Here is a 19202-nt window from a genome sequence, read left to right as displayed (position 1 = left end):
GAAGATGGCAAACATTCTGGTAGTGGACGATGAGATGGGTATCCGCGAGTTGCTCTCGGAAATCTTGAGCGACGAGGGACACGCAATACAGCTGGCCGAGAACGCCCAGCAGGCACGCGAAGCGCGCGCCGGCGGCGCGCCGGATCTGGTGCTGCTCGATATCTGGATGCCGGATACCGACGGCGTCACCTTGCTCAAGGAATGGCAGCGCGACGGCTTGCTGACCATGCCCGTGATCATGATGTCCGGCCATGCGACTATCGATACGGCAGTCGAGGCCACGCGCATCGGCGCGCTCAATTTCCTCGAGAAACCGATCGCGCTGCAAAAACTGCTCAAGGCGGTTCAGCAGGGGCTGACGCGGGCGCAGGAAACGGTGCGCGCGCCGGTGGCCGCGCCACGTCCGGCGGCGGCGGTCCAGCAGGAAGAGGCGCCCAGCGCCGGCTTCAACCAGCCCAACCCCGCGGCCGCGATCGCGGTGCGGGGCGGCGCCACCATCGCCGGCGCCGACAACCACATGTTCAACCTGTCGTTCGACCTGCCGCTGCGCGAGGCGCGCGACGCCTTCGAGCGCATGTACTTCGAGCACCATCTGGGCCGCGAAGGCGGCAGCATGACGCGCGTGGCCGAGAAGACCGGCCTCGAGCGAACCCACCTGTATCGCAAGCTCAAGCAACTGGGCGTTGAGCCGGGCAAGCTGGCCAAAAAAAACCTCTGACGCCGTGAGCGGTGTCGAGGTAGCCGGCGGCGCAGCCGAGGCGGTCCGAGCGCCGGTGGCGACGTGGCTGGTGACCGGCGCCCGCGCCGGCGCGCGCGAGGCGGCCATCGCCGCGCGTCTTGGCCTGGACGATGGCATCGCCGGCGGCATGGAATTGCCCACTGTTATCATTCTGGAAGGCTTGTCGGACGGCGGTTCGGCACTCGCCTTCGACCCCGCCGACGGTTCCGCCGGTGTTGCTCCTGTTCCAAAAGTGTTGCGAATTGCCCCGGGCTGTCTCCATTGCAGCGGGAATCTCGTTTTGCGGGTAACATTGAACCGTGTGCTGCGTCATCCACCGGCGCGGCTCTACATCAGTCTGGCCACTGCTGAACACCTCGAACTGCTGCGTGCATGGCTGTCCGAGCCTCCGTACGGCGACTTGCTAGACTTGCAATCCGACATCGCGGCCTAAGCCCTGCCTGCAGATCGGGTCCTGTTCTTTAGACTTGAATCGTCCACTTTAAACCCCATGTGGGTAGTGAAGTGAAACCGAGCAGTGTTTCGCCCCTGGAGAAAGGAAGCAAAATGAACCTCATCTATAACAGCGAGCAGTACAGCGTTGTCGAATTCGGCGCCGATCGTAGTCTGGATGCATTGCGCTTTGGCGGCTATGAAATCGTCGACAAAGGCGGCAAGCGGGAGATTTTTATCAACGGCATCTTGGCGCAGAATTTCCGCCGCGACGTCAACGAACTGATCGCCGGCGAGCCGACCATGGCCGAAATTGATGAATTTTTGGGCAGTTATGACGAACTCATGAGTCATCCGGTGCTGTTGCACTGACGACCAGAGCCGTTTAACCGCTGGATTGAATCGACAGGGCGGATTACCTTAGGGTAATCCGCCCTGTCGACGTTTGGGGCTGTTATATTGTCCGTCGTGATGTCAGCCGCAAACTAATTGAAGAGAAAAGAAACAATGTGTCAGCTACTCGGCATGAACTGCAATGTCCCGACCGACATCGTGTTCAGTTTTACCGGCTTCGCCATACGCGGCGGCCATACCGATACCCACCATGACGGCTGGGGCATCGCCTTCTTTGAAGGCGCCGGCGTGCGTCACTTCGTCGACCACCAGGCGGCCATCGCCTCGCCGATCGCCGAGCTGATCAAGCGTTATCCGATCAAATCCACCAACGTCATCGCGCATATCCGCAAGGCCACCCAGGGCCGGGTCGCGCTGGAGAACTGCCATCCGTTCGTGCGCGAGCTGTGGGGGCAATATTGGGTCTTTGCCCACAACGGCGACCTCAAGGAATTCCATCCGCTGCTGAACGGCGCCTTCCGCCCGGTCGGCAACACCGACAGCGAGCGCGCGTTTTGCTATATTTTGCAGCAGTTGCGCGCCCGATTCGGCGAACAGCGTCCGGCGCTGGCGGAATTGCGCGCGGCGTTGGGCGCGCTGGTCGACGAAATCGCCGCCCACGGCACCTTCAACATGCTGCTCTCGTCCGGCGGCGAGCTGTTCGCCCACTGCTCGACCAACCTGTTTTATCTGGTGCGCAAGCATCCATTCAACACCGCCAAGCTGTCCGACGAGGATGTCAGCGTCGATTTCTCCCAGGTGACCACGCCCAACGACCGGGTGGCGATCATCGTTACCCAGCCGCTAACGACCAATGAACAATGGACAGCGTTCGCCAGCGGCGAACTGAAGCTCTTTATCGACGGCGTACCACAAGAGCTTGATTGAACATTGAAATGTCAACACAGTCGGGTTTATTGCTGTCAAAATCTTAGTACAGCGAAATATTCGCTCCCTGACAAGAATGGCAGAAGCAATGATCGATCTCTCCCAACACGACGCAGGCCCGCGCAATCTGCGCGTGCGCGAATTCTACCTGGGACGCCAGCCCATCCTCGACCGCAACCAGAACCTGTTCGGTTATGAATTGCTTTTCCGAAATGCCCCGGTTGGTCCGGCCCATATCACCACCGAGCTGTCGGCGACGGCGGCGGTGATCGCCCACGCCTCCCAGCTGGGCATGGAAAAGACCGTCGGCGACGCGCTCGGTTTCGTCAATGTCGACGCCGACGTCATCATGACCGACATTTTTTCCTTCTTGCCGCGTGAAAAAATGGTGCTGGAAGTGTGTGCCACCGAGCCGGTCACGGCGCCATTGCTGGCGCGCGTGGAAGAGCTGGCCCGCCAGGGCTTCCGCTTCGCGCTGGCCGATGTCAGCGGTGAGAACGAGACCGTCGGCGCGCTGCTGCCGTGGATCGAGTACGTCAAAATGGACATGCGCAGCACGCCGTTGTCCAGCCTGATGAAACTGGCGCCGCGCTTCCGCCAGCAGAAAAAGAAACTGGTGGCCGAGAAGGTCGAAACCCGCGAAGAATTCAAGAACGCGCTGGACCTGGAGTTCGATTATTTCCAGGGCTATTACTTCTCGCGGCCGGTCATCATGAGCGGCAAGAAGCTGTCGCCGTCGCAGCTGGCGGTGATGGAGTTGATGACCCTGGTGACGTCGGACGCCGACAATATCGATATCGAGCGCGCGATCAAGCGCGATGTTTCGCTGGCGCTCAATCTGCTGCGGCTGGTGAACACGCCGGCGGTGGGCGCGCGCCAGCGCATCGATTCGCTCAGCCAGGCGGTGACCTTGCTGGGCCGGCGCCAGCTACAGCGCTGGCTGCAGATCATGCTGTATGCAGAACCGAGCAAGCGCGGCCACAGTATGACGCCGTTGCTGATGCTGGCGACCACGCGCGGCCGCCTGCTGGAACTGTTGGCCGGCAAGCTGCGGCCGAGCCAGCGGCATGTCGCCGACATCGCCTTCACGGTCGGCATTATGTCGTTGATGGATACCTTGTTCGGCATGCCGATGGAGGAGATCCTGGCGCAGATACCGGTCAACGACGATGTTTCGCAAGCGCTGCTGAATCGTGATGGTTTCTACGGCGACCTGCTCAAGCTGGCCGAATGCATCGAGCGCATCGAGGAAATGGACGAGCATATCGTGCCGGCGCTGCGCAATCTTGCAATGTCCACCGATGAGCTGGTGGAGCTGGAGCTGGCCGCTTTCGAGTGGAGCGATAACGTGGTGCGGTACGCGCTGTAAGAAGTGCGGCGGTCACGCTCCAAGGATTCTCAATCACCTCGGAATCACAAGGGCGGATTGGCGCAGCCAGCAGGTTGAACGTGACGGCCCAGAAGTGCCGCTCAGCGTTTCAAGCTGTCGATGAAGCTGGACAGATCGCGGTTGAAGCGGTCCGTCTCCTCGATGAACGGCGCATGGCCTGAGGCGTCGTACAGCACGCTGCGGATGCGCGGATTCACCTCGGCAGCCCTGGCGATCGACGGCCGCGCCTTCACCAGCGCATCTTGCGCGCCGTAGATCAGCAGCACCGGCACCTTGGCCTTGCCCAAGCCGCCGGCGAGGTCGACCTTCATCGACTGGACCGCGCGCTGCATGTCCCAGGACGCGACGGCGGCGTTGGCCAGCAGGCGCTCGAAGTCGGATGCCGCGGGCTGGGTATGGAAACACAGGCGCAGGAACGCGCGCACCGCGTCCAGGTGCGTCTTCAAGTCCGGCGCGTTCAGGTCGCGGTAGACCTCGGGATGGGCGACGATTTGCTCCGGTTTCAGTTCGATTACGCCGTCGACGTAGACCGCACCGGCGATCGCGCCATCCCCGTACGCCGCCAGATAATTCGTGATGACCGCGCCGCCCAGGGACCAGCCGACCAGCACCGGCCTGTCCGCCCGCGACGATGTGATGACGGCTCGCAGATCGTCGGCCCAGCGCCGCCCGTCGCTGTACGCTTCGGCCACGGCCGGCTTGCCGGACAGGCCGTGTCCGCGCATGTCGTAGCTGATCAGACGGTAGCGCTGGAGCCGTGGATCGGCGACTTGCGCTTCCCAGTTGAGAGTGCTGCCGAGCAGGCCGTGGATGAAGATGACCGGGGCGCCTTGCGGATCGCCCGATTCCCGCACCGCCAAGGTGACGCCGTCCGGGGCTGTGATGGTATAGCTTTTTGTTTCGGCCATGGCGGCCGAGGCGGCGGCCAGCGTGCAGGCGAGCAGCATGGCGCGCAGCAGTAAGAGCATTGATGGGAAGAGGGTTGACGGTGACATGATACGGCTCCAAAAGTTGATCGGGAGCGCGTAGTGTCAAGCCTCACACCGGTGTCAGGGTCAAGCGAAAAGTGCTATGCTTTTCGCATGACCAAAGCAAATCATTCCGAGCCGCTCAGCATCGGCAAACTGGCCAGCGCCACCGGCGCCAGCGTGCGCTCGATTCGCCACTACGACGAACATGGGTTATTGAAATCAATGCGGGCGAGTAACGGCTACCGGGTGTTTTCGCCTGCGGCCGTCACCCAGGTGAAACAGATCCAGCGCATGATCGCGAGCGGATTCAGCTTGGCGGAGATCCGTTCGTTTCCCGATTGTATGTTGATGATCGAGGGTGCTGCGGCGTGCAGCGAGACGACCGACGCGCAGCGCAAGCGGCTGGCGTCGATTGAGGAACAAATCGCGGAGCTGGAAAAGCGCCGCGCGCGTCTGCTTAAAACTTTATCCGAGGGCACAATCCCGCCGCTCGATTAGGCGGCGGGGCGGCTCAACGGTAGAGCCCGTGTCCGAATGTCAGACTTGACCCCCGGCGGTTTAGGAGAGGTTGGGGGCGAGCCAGCGTTCCAGTTCGGCCTTGTCGACCTTGCGGCGCGCGGCCATGTCGGCCAGCTGGTCTTCGCCGATTTTCCCGACCACGAAGTACTTCGATTGCGGATGCGCGAAGTAGAAGCCGGAGACGGCCGCGCCAGGATACATGGCGAACGATTCGGTCAGCTCCATGCCGATTTCTTCGGCCTGCATCGTCTTGAACATGTCGCGCTTGACGGTGTGCTCCGGACAGGCCGGGTAGCCCGGCGCGGGACGGATGCCGGCGTACTTTTCGGCGATCATGTCGTCGTTGGTCAGCGACTCGGCGGCGGCGTAGCCCCACAGGTCCTTGCGCACGCGCTCATGCAGGTATTCGGCGAAGGCTTCGGCCAGGCGGTCGGCCAGCGATTTGAGCATGATCGACGAGTAGTCGTCGTGCGCGTCCTCGAAGCGCTTTTCGTACTTCTCGATGCCCAGGCCGGCGGTGACGGCGAACATGCCGATGTAATCCTTCACGCCCGACTCTTTGGGCGCGATGAAGTCGGACAGGCACTGGTTCGGCCGCTGCACGCCGTCGACCACCGGCTTGACGCCTTGCTGGCGCAGGCCGTAGTACGTGAAGTCGACGGTGCCGCGGGTGTCGTCGGTGTAGATTTCGATGTCGTCGTCGTTGACCGTGTTCGCCGGCAGCAGCGAGATGACGCCGTTGGCGGTCAGCCAGCGGCCGTCGATGACTTTCTTGAGCAGCGCCTGGCCTTCCTCGAACACCTTGGTGGCAGCTTCGCCCACCACTTCATCGGTCAGGATGGCGGGGTACGGGCCGGCCAGGTCCCAGGTCTGGAAGAATGGGCCCCAGTCGATGTAGCGCGCGATGGTGGCCAGATCGACGTTCTTGAATTCGCGGCGGCCGATGAACTTCGGCTTGACCGGCGCGCCTGCGCCGTCGAAGGCGAGCTTCATCTTGTTGGCGCGCGCGTCCTTCAGCGACAGCATCGGCAGCGCCTTTTTGTTGGCGTGCTGCTCGCGGATGCGCACGTAGTCCGACGCGATGTCGTCGATGTACTGCTGGCGGCTCTCCGGCGTCAGCAGCGACTGCGCCACCGACACGGAGCGCGAGGCGTCCGGCACGTACACCACCGGGCCTTCGTAGTTGTGGGCGATCTTGACGGCGGTGTGGGCGCGGCTGGTGGTGGCGCCGCCGATCAGCAGCGGGATCTTGAGCATGCGGAAATGCTCGTCGCGCTGCATCTCTTTCGCCACGTAGGCCATCTCCTCGAGCGATGGCGTGATCAGGCCGGACAGGCCGATGATGTCGGCGTTTTCCAGCTTGGCGCGCGCCAGGATCTCGGAGCAGGGCACCATCACGCCCATGTTCACCACCTCGAAGTTATTACATTGCAGGACCACCGAGACGATGTTCTTGCCGATGTCGTGGACGTCGCCCTTGACGGTGGCGATGACGATCTTGCCCTTCGGTTTGGCGACGATGCCGGTGCGCTTTTCCTCGGCCAGCTTTTCCTCTTCGATGTACGGAATCAGGTGGGCCACGGCTTGCTTCATCACGCGCGCGGATTTGACCACCTGCGGCAGGAACATCTTGCCTTGTCCGAACAGGTCGCCGACGATGTTCATGCCATCCATCAGCGGACCTTCGATCACGTGGATCGGACGGCCGTTGGCGGCCAGCACCTGCTGGCGCATTTCCTCGGTGTCGTCGGTGATGAACTGGGTGATGCCGTGCACCAGCGCGTGCGCCAGGCGCTTTTCGACCGGCGCGTTGCGCCATTCCAGGTTCTGCGCGTCCTGCTTGCCGGCGCCGGCCTTCAAGGTGCCGGCGATGTCGATCATGCGCTCGGTGGCGTCGTCGCGGCGGTTCAGCACCACGTCCTCGACCCTTTCGCGCAGTTCGGCCGGCAGGTCGTCGTAGACGCCGACCATGCCGGCGTTGACGATACCCATCGTCATGCCGGCCTTGATGGCGTGGTACAGGAACACGGTGTGGATCGCCTCGCGCGCCGGGTCGTTGCCGCGGAACGAGAACGAGACGTTGGAGACGCCGCCCGAGATCTTCGCGTGCGGCAGGTTGTCCTTGATCCAGCGCGTGGCGTTGATGAAGTCCACCGCGTAGTTGTTGTGCTCTTCGATGCCGGTGGCGATGGCGAAAATGTTCGGGTCGAAGATGATGTCTTCCGGCGGGAAGCCGACGGTGTTGACCAGCAGCTTGTAGGCGCGCTCGCAGATTTCGGTCTTGCGCTCGAAGGTGTCGGCCTGGCCTTTTTCGTCGAAGGCCATGACGATGACGGCGGCGCCATAGCTCAGGCACAGGCGCGCCTGGCGGATGAATTCCTCCTCGCCTTCCTTCATCGAGATCGAATTGACGATCGATTTGCCCTGCACGCATTTGAGCCCCGCTTCGATCACCGACCATTTCGACGAGTCGATCATGATCGGCACGCGCGAGATGTCGGGTTCCGACGCGATCAGGTTCAGGAAGCGCGTCATCGCGGCTTGCGAATCGAGCATCGCCTCGTCCATGTTGATGTCGATGACCTGGGCGCCGTTTTCCACCTGCTGACGGGCGACCGACAGCGCCTCGTCGTACTGCTCGTTCAGGATCATGCGCGCGAACGCCTTCGAGCCGGTGACGTTGGTGCGCTCGCCAACGTTGACGAATAGCGAGCTCTCGTCGATGGTGAACGGTTCGAGGCCCGACAGGCGCTGCGCGACTGGCACGTCCGGCACGGGGCGCGGCGTGGTGGTGGCGAGCATCTCGCCGATGGCCTTGATATGGTCCGGCGTGGTGCCGCAGCAGCCGCCGGCGATGTTGACGAAGCCGGCGTCGGCGAACTCGCGCAACAGCGCCGAAGTGTCGGCCGGTAGCTCGTCGAAGCCGGTGTCGCTCATCGGGTTGGGCAGGCCGGCGTTCGGGTAGATGCAGACGAAGGTGTCGGCGATTTGCGAGAGCTCTTGCGCGTAGGGGCGCATCAGCGCCGCGCCCAGCGCGCAATTGAGGCCGATCGTCAGCGGCTTGGCGTGGCGCACCGAGTTCCAGAAGGCCGGCACGGTCTGGCCGGACAGGATGCGGCCCGACGCGTCGGTGACGGTGCCGGAGATCATCAGCGGCAGGCGCGGCACACCAGGGTTCTCGGCATAGAATTTGTCGATCGCGAAGAGCGCGGCCTTGCAGTTCAGCGTGTCGAAGATGGTCTCGACCAGCAGCACATCGACGCCGCCTTCGACCAGCGCCGTGGTTTGCTGGTGGTAGGCGTCGACCAGCTGGTCGAAGGTGATGTTGCGCGCGGCCGGGTCGTTGACGTCCGGCGAGATCGACGCGGTTTTCGGCGTCGGCCCGAGCGCGCCGGCGACAAAGCGCGGCTTGTCGACGCTGCTGTACTTGTCGCACGCGGCGCGCGCCAGTTTCGCGGCCTGCAGGTTCATCTCGTAGGCCAGATGGGCCATGTGATAGTCGTCCTGCGCGATCGTGGTGGCGCCGAAGGTGTTGGTTTCGATCAGGTCCGCGCCGGCGGCCAGATAGCGCTCGTGGATCTCCTGGATCACGTGCGGCTGCGTCAAGGTCAGCAGCTCGTTGTTACCCTTGACGAACAGCTCGCGCGCGCCGCTGTCGGCGGGCGCGGCGAAGTCGATGAAGCGTCCGGCCGGGCCGCCACGGTAGGCCGTTTCGTCCAGTTTGTACTGCTGGATGATCGTGCCCATCGCGCCATCGAGGATCATGATGCGGCGCGCCAGGATTTCGCGCAGCTGGGCATCGGTCTTGGACATGACGGTATGGGACACGGTGTTGTTCATTTAGTACTTTCTTTGAGCGGAGGGCGCGGCGGACGAGAGCGGTCGCCGGTCTAAAATTATACGGCATCCCAGAATAAGCTTCAGGCCACCGCTGCATCTCAGCAACAGAAATTCGGTTGACAAGATTTATCGATCCCCCAATACTGTACACATCGGTTCGCTTTTGAACTTTTGTGTCTGCGTGCGCTGGAAGCATTTATACTTCCCGTTCGTAAAATAAAGGAATTCTGATGTCCATCTCCTTCGCATTTCGTTGCATCGCAGCCGCCGGCGCGCTGACCCTGGCGTTGGGCGCCAACGCCGAGAGTTTCGCTTCGTCGGCCTCCAGCGCCGGTTCCGCTTCGAGCGGCAGCGTTTCCGATTCCCTGTCCGGTTCCAGCGACAGCTCCAAGAGCGACCGCAAGGTGGCCGATGGCGACTACCGCATCATCCAGATCGCGCAGACGCCGGACCGCGCGGACCGCACCCGCCTGACCCTGCAGGCCGACAATCCTGACGAGCGCATCGTGCTGGACATGCCGCAGGCGACCTTCGGGCAGCAGCAATTGGCGGCCGGCGACAAGATGTATGCGCAGAACCGCGTCTACGGCATCGAGTTCGGTCGCGGCGACACGCGCCAGCCGTTCTATCTTGTTCTGGCCGACGAGTGGTATAGCGAACTGGCTTCGCGTCCCGTAACACTGTAAAGCGCTGGTGAAGATTCAGCGCGCGCTGGCGCCGCTGCTGCTGGCGTGCTGCGTGTTGGGCGCATCGGGCATGGCGCATGCCGGCGCTTCCAATTCATCACGCTTTTGCGACCGCGCGCAGCCGCTGACGGCGGCCGAGCAGGATCGCCTGCTGCGCTTTGCCGGCGTGCTGCGCGAGGAACTGGCGGGCGCCGGCGACAGCGTGGCATTGGTCAGCCGCTCGGGCTTGGACCTGTCGCGCTTCGGCATCCGTTATTCGCACGCCGCGCTGGCGTGGCGCTCGGAGGAGGGTGTATGGTCGGCGCGCCAGTTGTATTACGCCTGCGATGAAAGCCGTCCGCGTATTTTCGATCAGGGCCTGGCCGGTTTCGCCATGGGCACCGACGATCCCAAAGTAGGCTACCTGAGCATCGTGCGGCTGCCGCCGGAATCGGTGTTGGCCTTGCGTCCGGCTTTGCTGGACCGCCCGCGCGTGCAGCACATGCTGGCCGCGCAATACAGCGCGAATGCTTATGCATACAGCACGCGCTACCAGAACTGTAATCAGTGGGTGATGGAGATGCTGGCCGCAGGTTGGGGCGATTTGCCCGACGGCGGCGATCTGCGCGAGCGTGCGCAGGACTGGCTGCGCGAACAGGGATATGCGCCGCAGCCGGTCGATGTCGATTCACGGTTGCTGATGCTGGCGTCGTACTTCGTGCCGCTGGTGCATTTAAGCGATCATCCGCAGCAGGATGTGGCGGAGATGAAGCTGCGGGTCAGCCTGCCGTCGACGATCGAGACGTTTGTGCGGGCGCGCTTTCCGGCCAGCGAGCGTGTGGAGCTTTGCCATGATGACCGGCAGATCGTCGTCCGGCGCGGCTGGACGCCGATTGCCGATGGCTGCAAGCCGGAAGAGGGCGATCGCGTGGTGCGGCTGGATTGAACATCGTCTACATCACGTAGGGCGGATTAGCGAAGCGTAATCCGCCATTGCATGCGCCTCGTTGACGCACGCAATGGCGGATTACGGCGTTCCGCCTAATCCGCCCTACGTGTCTCCGAGGTATCCCAGAAGTCCGTGGTCCAGATTACAGGACCGTTACCAGCTTCTCGCGCGGGCGGCGTACTTTCTTCAGCCCTGCCAGCCAGTCGCCTTCCGGCTCGCGGTGGCCGAGCGGCAGGATCACGACGCTGCGCAGGTTGCGCTCCTTGAGCGACAGGATATTGTCGACGGCGGCCGGATCGAAGCCTTCCATCGGCGTGCTGTCGACACCTTCAACCGCGGCCGCGACCAGCGCCACGCCCAGCGCGATGTAGGCCTGGCGGGCAGCGGATTCGTAATTGCCCTGCTGGCCGCGCGCGGCGACGATGGCTTTCAATTTGACGCGGTAGGCTTCCCAGCCTTCGTTGACGGTGCCGCGCTGCTCGTTCGTCAGGTCGAACATCATGTCGATGCGCGCTTCGGTGATGTCGTCCCAGGCGGCGAACACCAGCAGGTGCGACGCTTGGGTCACCTGCGGCTGGCCCCACGAGACTTCGCGGATCTTTGCGCGCAGTTCAGGGTTTTCAACGACGAAGACTTCAAACGGTTGCAGGCCGCTGGAGGTTGGGGCCAGGCGCACCGCTTCCAGGATGCGGTCGAGCTTCTCGGCATCCACTTTTTTGGCGGGATTGTAGTTTTTGGTGGCGTAGCGCCAGTGCAGCTTGTCGATCAGATCGGTCATGTAAGGCTCCTGTCAAAAGTGCTTCCAGGCGAGGCTGGAAGCGGGGAACCATGATAACGTGCAATCGGATAGCTTGCTTGAAGCCCTCCGGAACTTACTCGAAAGTAAGGTTCTCCAATGGGAAACCTTTGATGAACTCGGCGGCCGGCAGGCGCTTGCCGCCCGGTTTTTGCAGCTCCGTCAGGCGCAGCGCGCCGGTGCCGCAGGCGACCACGATGCCGTGCTGCGCGTCGGCCGCCAGCACCTGGCCGGCCGGCGTTTTGCTGTCGGCTTCGACCACTTCGGCACCCCACAGCTTGACGTTGACGCCGTTGACCGTGGCGTGCGCGCCGGGGAAGGGATTGAAGGCGCGGATCTTGCGGCCGATCTCGACGGCGGACATGTTGAAGTCCAGCGCCGCCTCTTCCTTGCTGATCTTGGCGGCGTAGGTAACGCCTTCCTCGGGCTGTGTAACCGCTTCGAGCTGGTTGTGCTCCATCTTGCGCAGCGCCTCGACGATCATCTTGCCGCCGAGCGCGGCCAGCTTGTCGTGCACCATGCCGGTGGTGTCGCGCTCGCCGATGGCGACGCGCTCGATCAGCAGCATCGGGCCGGTGTCCAGGCCTTCCTCCATCTCCATGATGGTGATGCCGGTTTCATCGTCGCCGGCCTCGATGGCGCGGTGGATCGGCGCGGCGCCGCGCCAGCGCGGCAGCAGCGAGCCGTGGATGTTGAGGCAGGGCTTGATGTCGAGCGTGCTGCGCGGGAGGATCAGGCCGTAAGCGGCCACCACCATGACGTCATACGGGGTCGACAGAAGGCGCGCATGGGCGGCCAGCGCCTCTTCGGCGCGCTGCGGGTCCTTGCTGTCGGTGCGCAGCGACAGCGGCTGCAGCACCTCGATGCCGTGCGCGACCGCGTATTGCTTGACGGCCGACGGTTGCAGGTGCATGCCGCGACCGGCGGGGCGGTCGGGCTGGGTCAGCACCAGCGGGATTTCGAAGCCGGCCTCGTGCAGGGCTTGCAGTGCCACGGCGGCGAACTCCGGGGTGCCGGCGAAGATTACCTTCATGATTAGTACCGGCGGCCCTGCGCGCGCAGTTGCGCTTCGCGCTCGAGGCCGCGTTCTTCCTTGATCATCTTGGTCTTGATGCGGTTGCGCTTGAGCGGCGACAGGTATTCGACGAAGACCTTGCCCAGCAGGTGGTCCATCTCGTGCTGGATGCAGACAGCCAGCAGGCCGTCGGCTTCCACTTCAAACGGCTGGCCCTTGACGTCGAGCGCGCGCACCTTGACCTTCGCGTGGCGTTCGACGCCGTCGTAGACGCCGGGCACCGACAGGCAGCCTTCGTCGTAGACCAGCTTCTCGTCGCTGGCCCAGATGATTTCCGGGTTGATGTAGGCGACCAATGCGTCCTTGGTCTCGGTGATGTCGATGACCAGCAGTTGCTCGTGCACATCGACTTGCGAGGCGGCCAGGCCGATGCCGGGGGCGTCGTACATGGTCTCGGCCATGTCGGCGACCAGTTGCTCCAGGCGCTCGTCGAAGACGGTGACTGGCTTGGCGACCTTGTGCAGGCGCGGATCGGGGTAACGCAGAATATTTAAAATGGCCATGTCTGTACTGTGTTGATAACTATGTGATTGCCTTGATAACGCGCGGTTCTGAAAGACGGTTGCCGCGGCGATTTTTCCACCAAAAATGCAACAGCCGCGCTGCTTGCCGTAGCGCGGTTTCGCTTGCTAGTTCAGGGTTTTATGGGCAGAATTTGATTCAAATTAGCAACCTTATCCTTTGATAAGGACACTGCTGGCTGTCGTGTGCCGGCGCTGGTTTCTGGCGCATCTACCGGACCTACTAATGAAAAATTTTAGCACAGTCGGCACCCGCTTAGTATGGACGGCGCTATTTTGCGCCGTGGCGGCGGCGCCGGCGGCCGCGCTCACATGCGAGTTCCGGGCCGACGCGCCCGACCAGCACACGGTGGTCCGGGGCGATACCTTGTGGGATATCTCGGGGAAATTTCTGCAACAGCCGTGGTGCTGGCCCACCGTCTGGGGCATGAACCGGGACGAAATCGCCAATCCGCATTGGATCTATCCGGGACAGATCATCTGGTTCGACCGCGCTGCCGGCCGCTTGCGCCTTGGCAACAGGATCGACGCCAACGGCGGCAACAATCCGGCCACCGAGCGCCGCTCGCCCGGGCTGCGCGTCGAGGGGCTGGGCAAGGACGCGGTGCCGTCGATACCGGCCGGCGTCATCGAGCCGTTCCTGAGCCAGCCGCTGATCATTGAAAACGACGAACTCAAAGGCGCGCCGCGCGTCATCGCCACGCAGGACGACCATGTGTTCACCGGCAAGGACGACAAGGCCTACGTCCGTGGCGAGCTCAACGGCAATACCTCGTTCCAGGTGTTCCGGCCGGGCAATCCGCTGCGGGACCCGGTCACCCAAGAGGTGATCGGCCACGAGGCCTTCTATCTGGGCACGCTCAAATTGCAGGCGGCGGCGCAGTCCGGCAGCGATGTGCACACCTTCGTCGTCGCCAGCGCCAAGGAGGAAATGGGCAAGGGCGACCAGTTGCGCGCCATTCCGCCGATGCCGATGCAGAACTACGTGCCGCATCCGCCCGAGCAACGGGTGGCGTCGCGCGTGATGGCCATCTACGGCGGCGTCACGCACGCCGGCCAGAACCAGGTGGTCAGTATTAATCGCGGAAAGCTTGACGGACTCGATGTCGGCGCCGTGCTGCAGCTGTACCATGCGGGAAGAACTGTGAGCGATTCCACCGCGCCGAAAAGCTGGCTGGGGATGCGCGAACAGCAGGTCAGGCTGCCGGACGAGCGAGTGGGCAGCCTGTTTATCTTCCGCGTGTTCAAGCATATTTCGTACGGCTTGATCATGCAGGTGACGGCGCCGGTGGAAGTGGGCGACGTCGCCAAGTCGCCGGAGTAACCCCCGCCGTGCAAGCCACGGAAACCCCCATCCACCCCACGGCGCCCGCGCTGATCGCCTGGCTGCGCCTGGAGCGCACCGAAGGCGTCGGCCTGCTGAGCGCGCACCGGCTGCTCGACAAGCTGGGCTCGCCGCAAGCCATCTTCGACGCCAGCCGCCAGCAACTGCTGGCGCTGGTCAAACCCAACCAGGCCGACGCCCTGCTGCGGCCGCCATCGCCGGTCGAGGCCGACGCCCTGATCGCCCAGGCCGACGCGGTGCTGGCCTGGCGCGAGCAGCCGGGCAACCTGTTCCTGACGTTCGACCATCCCGATTATCCCGTTCGGCTGCGCGAGATCGCCGCCGCCCCGCTGATGCTGTACGTAAAAGGCCGCGCCGAGCTGCTGGCGCGCCGGTCGCTGGCGGTGGTCGGCTCGCGCAACGCCAGCGTCCAGGGCATGCTCAATGCCGAGCGCATGGCGCACGCACTGTCGGACGCGGGCTTGACCATCGTTTCCGGGCTGGCGCTGGGTATCGACGCGGCCGCGCACGCGGGCGGCCTGTGCGGCGCCGGCGGCACCCTGGCGGTGATCGGAACCGGCGCCGACCGCATCTATCCCGCCAGCAACGGCCACCTCGCGCGCCGCATCGCCCACGAGGGGTGTATCGTCAGCGAGTACCCGCTGGGCACACCGCCGCTGCGCGACAACTTTCCGCGCCGTAATCGCGTGATCAGCGGGCTGGTGTGCGGGGTGCTGGTGGTCGAGGCGGCCGCCAAGTCGGGCTCGCTGATCACGGCGCGGCTGGCGATTTCCCAAGGGCGCGATGTGTATGCCATGCCGGGTTCGGTCCACGCGGCGCTGGCCAAGGGTTGCCACCGCTTGATACGCGAGGGCGCCAAGCTGGTCGAGACCGCCGCCGATGTGCTGGAGGATATGCAAATGGCGACCGACGGCATGGCCGGCGCCCGGCCGGCGATCGACGACAGCTTCGTCGACCGCGTGCTCGACGCGATCGGCGAGCACCCGGCCCGCGCGGACGCCCTGGCGGTGATGCTGGGCCAGTCCGCCGCCGAACTGCAGGGGCAGTTGCTGGCGCTGGAATTGGCCGGTTTGCTTGAGCGTTTGCCGGGTGGAATGTTTCAACGGTTGCGCTCGTAAGCGGCGGACGGATGGCAAACCGATAGGCAAGCTGTGCGGTACTTGTGTCCGATCTGTTTTAACTGATAGAGTAGAGCCATGTTCGACATCCTTGTTTATCTCTACGAGACTTATTACCGCCCCGATGCTTGCCCCGAACCGGCTGCGTTGGCCAAGAAGCTGTCGGCTGTTGGTTTTGACGATGTCGAGATTTCCGAGGCATTGGTCTGGCTCAACGACCTGACGGCCATGGCCGGCGTCGAGCATTCGCTGACGGCCGCCTCGACCGGCACCCGCTTCTACGTCGAGGAAGAGCAGGACGTGCTCGGCACCGCCGCGATCGGCTTTATCCAGTTCCTCGAATCGGCCAAGGTATTGTCTCCGCTGCAACGTGAAATCGTTGTCGAGCGCGCGCTGGCTCTCGAAGAGGCGCCGGTCACCCTGGGCAAGCTCAAGGTCATCGTGCTGATGTTGCTCTGGAGCCAAGGCAAGGAGCCGGACGCGCTGATGTTCGACGACCTGTTCGGCTCGGACGAAGACCAGGCGCCGCGCCTGCTGCACTAATAAGAACAGCCGGCGCGCCCGTCGGTGACCGTTCCCAGTTCCAAAAAGCAACACATTAGCCGTGTCTTCGTGCTACGTTGGCGATAGTCGACGTTGCGCCATTTCGCGGTTTGCTTGCAGTCCTGCCGACAACCCGCTTATCATTTGCGCTTTGACAAGACTGTCACACACCGGCCTTGCCATCGGCGGCGCAAAAGTGCAGACTGCGGCGCGATCCATGTATGATGCGCATGCTGACCCCACCCCAAGTGTTAAAAAACGAGATACGAAATATGACGAAAACCCTCATCATCGCCGAGAAGCCTTCTGTCGCGAACGACATCGCGAAGACGCTTGGCGGCTTCACCAAGCACGATGAGTACTTTGAATCCGACGAGTACGTGCTGTCCTCCGCCGTCGGCCACCTGCTGGAAATCGCCGTGCCCGAAGAGCACGACGTCAAACGCGGCAAATGGAGCTTCGCCCACCTGCCGATGATCCCGCCGTACTTCGCGCTCAATCCGATCGCCAAGACCGAGGCGCGCCTCAAGGTACTGAACAAACTGATCAAGCGTAAAGACGTCACCACCCTCATCAACGCATGTGACGCGGGCCGCGAAGGGGAGCTGATCTTCCGTCTGATCGCCCAGAACGCCAAGGCCAAGCAACCGGTCAAGCGCCTGTGGCTGCAATCGATGACGCCCGGCGCGATCCGCGAAGGCTTCACCCATTTGCGCACCGACGAGGAAATGCTGCCGCTGGCCGACGCCGCGCGCTGCCGTTCGGAAGCGGACTGGCTGATCGGCATCAACGGCACCCGCGCGATGACCGCGTTCAACTCGAAAGAGGGCGGCTTCTACCTGACCACCGTGGGCCGCGTGCAAACGCCGACCTTGTCGATCGTGGTCGAGCGCGAAGAGAAGATCAAGAAATTCGTCGCCCGCGACTTCTGGGAAGTGCGCGCCGAATTCGTGTGCGCCGCCGGTGTCTATGAAGGCCGCTGGCTCGACACCAAGTTCAAAAAAGACGAGACCGATCCGGAAAAGCGCGCCGAGCGCCTGTGGAGCAAGGCCGCCGCCGATTCGATCGCCATGGCGTGCCGTGGCAAGCAGGGCATCGTCACCGAGGAAGCCAAGCCGACCACGTCGATGGCGCCGGCGCTGTTCGACCTGACCAGCCTGCAGCGCGAGGCCAACTCGCGCTTCGGTTTCTCGGCCAAGAACACCTTGGGCCTGGCCCAGGCGCTGTACGAAAAGCACAAAGTACTGACCTACCCGCGTACCGATTCGCGCCACCTGCCGGAAGACTACATGCCGACCGTGCAGCAGGCGCTCGAAACGGTCAAGGAGAATTCGAACTATCACCAGTTCGCCAAGCAGATCCTCGACAAGGGCTGGGTCAAGCCGAACAAGCGCATCTTCGACAACACCAAGATCTCGGATCACTTCGCGATCATCCCGACCACGATCGCGCCGAAAAACCTGTCCGAGCCGGAACAGAAGCTGTACGACCTGGTCACGCGCCGCTTCATGGCCGTGTTCTTCCCGCCTGCCGAGTTCCAGGTCACCACCCGCTACACGGAAGTGTCCGGCCATCAGTTCAAAACTGAAGGCAAGGTCATGACCAATCCGGGCTGGCTGGCGATCTACGGCAAGGAAGCGTCGACCGACGACGACAAGGAAGGCAACGCCAACGGTAATCTGGTGCCGGTCGCCAAGGGCGAGAAAGTGCTGACCGACAAGGTCAACGCCAACGGCCTGGTCACCAAGCCGCCCGCGCGCTACACCGAGGCGACGTTGCTGTCGGCCATGGAAGGCGCCGGCAAGCTGGTCGAGGACGATGAGCTGCGCGACGCCATGGCCGGCAAGGGCCTGGGCACGCCGGCGACGCGCGCCGCCACCATCGAGGGCTTGCTGACCGAGCGCTATCTGCTGCGCGAAGGCCGCGAACTGATGCCGACCGCCAAAGCGTCGCAGCTGATGACGCTGCTGCGCGGCCTGGGCGTCAACGAACTGACCGCGCCGGAACTGACCGGCGAGTGGGAATACAAGCTGTCGCAGATGGAAAAGGGCAAGATCTCGCGCGAGGAATTCATGCGTGAAATCGCCCAGATGACGCAAATCATCGTCAAGCGCGCCAAGGAATACAACAACGACACGATCCCGGGCGATTACGCGACGTTGACGACGCCGTGCCCGAACTGCGCCAGCGTGGTCAAAGAGAACTATCGCCGTTTCGCCTGCACCAAGTGCGATTTCTCGATGAGCAAAACGCCGGGCAGCCGCCAGTTCGAGATCGAGGAAGTGGAACAGCTGCTCAAGGAACGCACCATCGGTCCGCTGCAAGGTTTCCGCTCGAAGATGGGACGTCCGTTTGCGGCCATCCTGCGCATCGTGCGCGACGAAGAGATCAAGAACTTCAAGCTGGAGTTCGACTTCGGCCAGAACGACGATTCGGAAGACGCGGAAGCGGTCGACTTCACCGGCCAGACCCCGCTGGGGCCTTGTCCGAAGTGCGCCGGCGGCGTGTACGAAATGGGCCTGGCGTATGTTTGCGAAAACAGCGTCGCCAAGCCGAAGACGTGCGACTTCCGCAGCGGCCGCATCATCTTGCAGCAGGAGATTTTGCCTGAGCAGATGGCCAAGCTGATCAACGAAGGCAAGACCGATCTGCTGCCGGGCTTTGTTTCCCAGCGCACGCGTCGTCCGTTCAAGGCCTTCCTGGTCAAGGGCAAGGACAACAAGATCAGCTTCGAGTTCGAAGAGCGCAAGGCCAAGGCGCCCGCCAAGGGCAAGGGTGCGGCTGACAAAGCGGCAGCCGTAGCGGACGAGGGCGCCGACGGCGCGGCAGCCGAGGCCGCACCGGCCAAGAAAGCGCCGGCCAAGAAGGCGGCTGCCGCCAAGGCCGCGCCAGCCAAGAAAGCAGCTGCCAAGAAAGCGCCGGCTAAAAAGGCTGCGCCGAAGAAGGCCGCTGCCACCGCCGAGTAAGCTTCGGCTGGCAGACGTAAAAAAAGGACCGTTGAAGGCAACTTCGCGGTCC

The 19202-nt window shown here is 63.2% G+C and carries 17 protein-coding genes; 12 read left to right on the top strand and 5 right to left on the bottom strand.

The genetic code is table 11. The features are described from left to right. Positions 1 to 4 precede the first annotated feature (4 nt). The 5 genes from NHH73_27405 (at position 5) to NHH73_27385 (ending at position 3821) form a co-directional block, all read left to right on the top strand. Positions 5 to 718, top strand: a complete 714-nt coding sequence (locus tag NHH73_27405; protein ID USX26245.1) for a response regulator — start codon at positions 5 to 7, stop codon at positions 716 to 718. 55 nt (positions 719 to 773) lie between these two features. Continuing rightward, a complete protein-coding gene (locus tag NHH73_27400; GenBank protein ID USX26244.1) occupies positions 774 to 1172 on the top strand; it encodes a GTPase in 399 nt (132 codons plus the stop codon). 113 nt (positions 1173 to 1285) lie between these two features. Then, on the top strand, positions 1286 to 1543 hold the full coding sequence (locus tag NHH73_27395; GenBank protein ID USX29725.1) for a DUF3567 domain-containing protein: 258 nt from the start codon (positions 1286 to 1288) through the stop codon (positions 1541 to 1543). 135 nt (positions 1544 to 1678) lie between these two features. Continuing rightward, positions 1679 to 2452: a class II glutamine amidotransferase gene (locus tag NHH73_27390; protein USX26243.1), complete on the top strand. Its 774-nt coding sequence runs from the start codon at positions 1679 to 1681 to the stop codon at positions 2450 to 2452. Between the two features lie 88 nt (positions 2453 to 2540). Then, on the top strand, positions 2541 to 3821 hold the full coding sequence (locus NHH73_27385; protein USX26242.1) for an HDOD domain-containing protein: 1281 nt from the start codon (positions 2541 to 2543) through the stop codon (positions 3819 to 3821). Between the two features lie 101 nt (positions 3822 to 3922). Here the strand turns inward: NHH73_27385 and NHH73_27380 are convergent, their stop codons facing one another. Then, complete coding sequence (locus tag NHH73_27380) at positions 3923 to 4837, bottom strand: alpha/beta hydrolase (GenBank protein USX26241.1); 915 nt, start codon at positions 4835 to 4837, stop codon at positions 3923 to 3925. A gap of 87 nt (positions 4838 to 4924) precedes the next feature. On the opposite strand from NHH73_27380, the gene NHH73_27375 reads away from it, so the two are divergent. Continuing rightward, a complete protein-coding gene (locus NHH73_27375) occupies positions 4925 to 5311 on the top strand; it encodes a MerR family transcriptional regulator (GenBank protein USX26240.1) in 387 nt (128 codons plus the stop codon). A gap of 60 nt (positions 5312 to 5371) precedes the next feature. On the opposite strand, the gene metH is transcribed toward NHH73_27375, so the two are convergent. Then, positions 5372 to 9172: a methionine synthase gene (metH, locus tag NHH73_27370; GenBank protein USX26239.1), complete on the bottom strand. Its 3801-nt coding sequence runs from the start codon at positions 9170 to 9172 to the stop codon at positions 5372 to 5374. Between the two features lie 230 nt (positions 9173 to 9402). Here metH and NHH73_27365 point away from each other — a divergent pair, with 230 nt between their 5' ends. Beyond that, positions 9403 to 9858: a hypothetical protein gene (locus tag NHH73_27365; protein ID USX26238.1), complete on the top strand. Its 456-nt coding sequence runs from the start codon at positions 9403 to 9405 to the stop codon at positions 9856 to 9858. 70 nt (positions 9859 to 9928) lie between these two features. Beyond that, a complete protein-coding gene (locus NHH73_27360; GenBank protein ID USX29724.1) occupies positions 9929 to 10783 on the top strand; it encodes a DUF2145 domain-containing protein in 855 nt (284 codons plus the stop codon). A 145-nt stretch (positions 10784 to 10928) separates the two neighbouring features. Here the strand turns inward: NHH73_27360 and NHH73_27355 are convergent, their stop codons facing one another. The 3 genes from NHH73_27355 to def form a co-directional block, all read right to left on the bottom strand. Further along, complete coding sequence (locus NHH73_27355; protein USX26237.1) at positions 10929 to 11564, bottom strand: nitroreductase family protein; 636 nt, start codon at positions 11562 to 11564, stop codon at positions 10929 to 10931. Positions 11565 to 11658: 94 nt separating this feature from the next. Further along, a complete protein-coding gene (gene fmt, locus NHH73_27350) occupies positions 11659 to 12615 on the bottom strand; it encodes a methionyl-tRNA formyltransferase (GenBank protein ID USX26236.1) in 957 nt (318 codons plus the stop codon). Between the two features lie 2 nt (positions 12616 to 12617). Beyond that, positions 12618 to 13160, bottom strand: a complete 543-nt coding sequence (gene def, locus NHH73_27345) for a peptide deformylase (protein ID USX26235.1) — start codon at positions 13158 to 13160, stop codon at positions 12618 to 12620. Positions 13161 to 13404: 244 nt separating this feature from the next. Between def and NHH73_27340 the strand changes: the two genes are divergently transcribed. From NHH73_27340 to NHH73_27325, 4 genes are all read left to right on the top strand, one after another. Then, the gene (locus NHH73_27340) at positions 13405 to 14502 is read left to right on the top strand and encodes a LysM peptidoglycan-binding domain-containing protein (protein USX26234.1); all 1098 of its coding nucleotides are present in this window, start codon (positions 13405 to 13407) and stop codon (positions 14500 to 14502) included. Between the two features lie 8 nt (positions 14503 to 14510). Beyond that, positions 14511 to 15641 carry a DNA-processing protein DprA gene (gene dprA, locus NHH73_27335; GenBank protein USX26233.1) on the top strand — a complete coding sequence of 377 codons (1131 nt, stop codon included), beginning with the start codon at positions 14511 to 14513 and terminating at the stop codon, positions 15639 to 15641. Between the two features lie 78 nt (positions 15642 to 15719). Then, the gene (locus tag NHH73_27330) at positions 15720 to 16184 is read left to right on the top strand and encodes a DUF494 domain-containing protein (GenBank protein ID USX26232.1); all 465 of its coding nucleotides are present in this window, start codon (positions 15720 to 15722) and stop codon (positions 16182 to 16184) included. Between the two features lie 272 nt (positions 16185 to 16456). Further along, complete coding sequence (locus NHH73_27325) at positions 16457 to 19150, top strand: DNA topoisomerase III (protein USX26231.1); 2694 nt, start codon at positions 16457 to 16459, stop codon at positions 19148 to 19150. Positions 19151 to 19202: the final 52 nt, after the last annotated feature.

The sequence above is a fragment of the Oxalobacteraceae bacterium OTU3CINTB1 genome (assembly GCA_024123955.1).
In the GTDB taxonomy this organism is placed as follows: Bacteria; Pseudomonadota; Gammaproteobacteria; order Burkholderiales; family Burkholderiaceae_D; genus Rugamonas.
This window is presented reverse-complemented; position numbering and strand designations above follow the sequence as displayed.

Coding starts and splice junctions, on each gene's coding strand:
- NHH73_27405 (USX26245.1), top strand. CDS start 5: ATGGCAAACATTCTGGTAGTGGACGATGAGATGGGTATCCGCGAGTTG.
- NHH73_27395 (USX29725.1), top strand. CDS start 1,286: ATGAACCTCATCTATAACAGCGAGCAGTACAGCGTTGTCGAATTCGGC.
- NHH73_27390 (USX26243.1), top strand. CDS start 1,679: ATGTGTCAGCTACTCGGCATGAACTGCAATGTCCCGACCGACATCGTG.
- NHH73_27385 (USX26242.1), top strand. CDS start 2,541: ATGATCGATCTCTCCCAACACGACGCAGGCCCGCGCAATCTGCGCGTG.
- NHH73_27380 (USX26241.1), bottom strand. CDS start 4,837: ATGTCACCGTCAACCCTCTTCCCATCAATGCTCTTACTGCTGCGCGCC.
- NHH73_27375 (USX26240.1), top strand. CDS start 4,925: ATGACCAAAGCAAATCATTCCGAGCCGCTCAGCATCGGCAAACTGGCC.
- metH (USX26239.1), bottom strand. CDS start 9,172: ATGAACAACACCGTGTCCCATACCGTCATGTCCAAGACCGATGCCCAG.
- NHH73_27365 (USX26238.1), top strand. CDS start 9,403: ATGTCCATCTCCTTCGCATTTCGTTGCATCGCAGCCGCCGGCGCGCTG.
- NHH73_27360 (USX29724.1), top strand. CDS start 9,929: ATGGCGCATGCCGGCGCTTCCAATTCATCACGCTTTTGCGACCGCGCG.
- NHH73_27355 (USX26237.1), bottom strand. CDS start 11,564: ATGACCGATCTGATCGACAAGCTGCACTGGCGCTACGCCACCAAAAAC.
- fmt (USX26236.1), bottom strand. CDS start 12,615: ATGAAGGTAATCTTCGCCGGCACCCCGGAGTTCGCCGCCGTGGCACTG.
- def (USX26235.1), bottom strand. CDS start 13,160: ATGGCCATTTTAAATATTCTGCGTTACCCCGATCCGCGCCTGCACAAG.
- NHH73_27340 (USX26234.1), top strand. CDS start 13,405: ATGAAAAATTTTAGCACAGTCGGCACCCGCTTAGTATGGACGGCGCTA.
- NHH73_27330 (USX26232.1), top strand. CDS start 15,720: ATGTTCGACATCCTTGTTTATCTCTACGAGACTTATTACCGCCCCGAT.
- NHH73_27325 (USX26231.1), top strand. CDS start 16,457: ATGACGAAAACCCTCATCATCGCCGAGAAGCCTTCTGTCGCGAACGAC.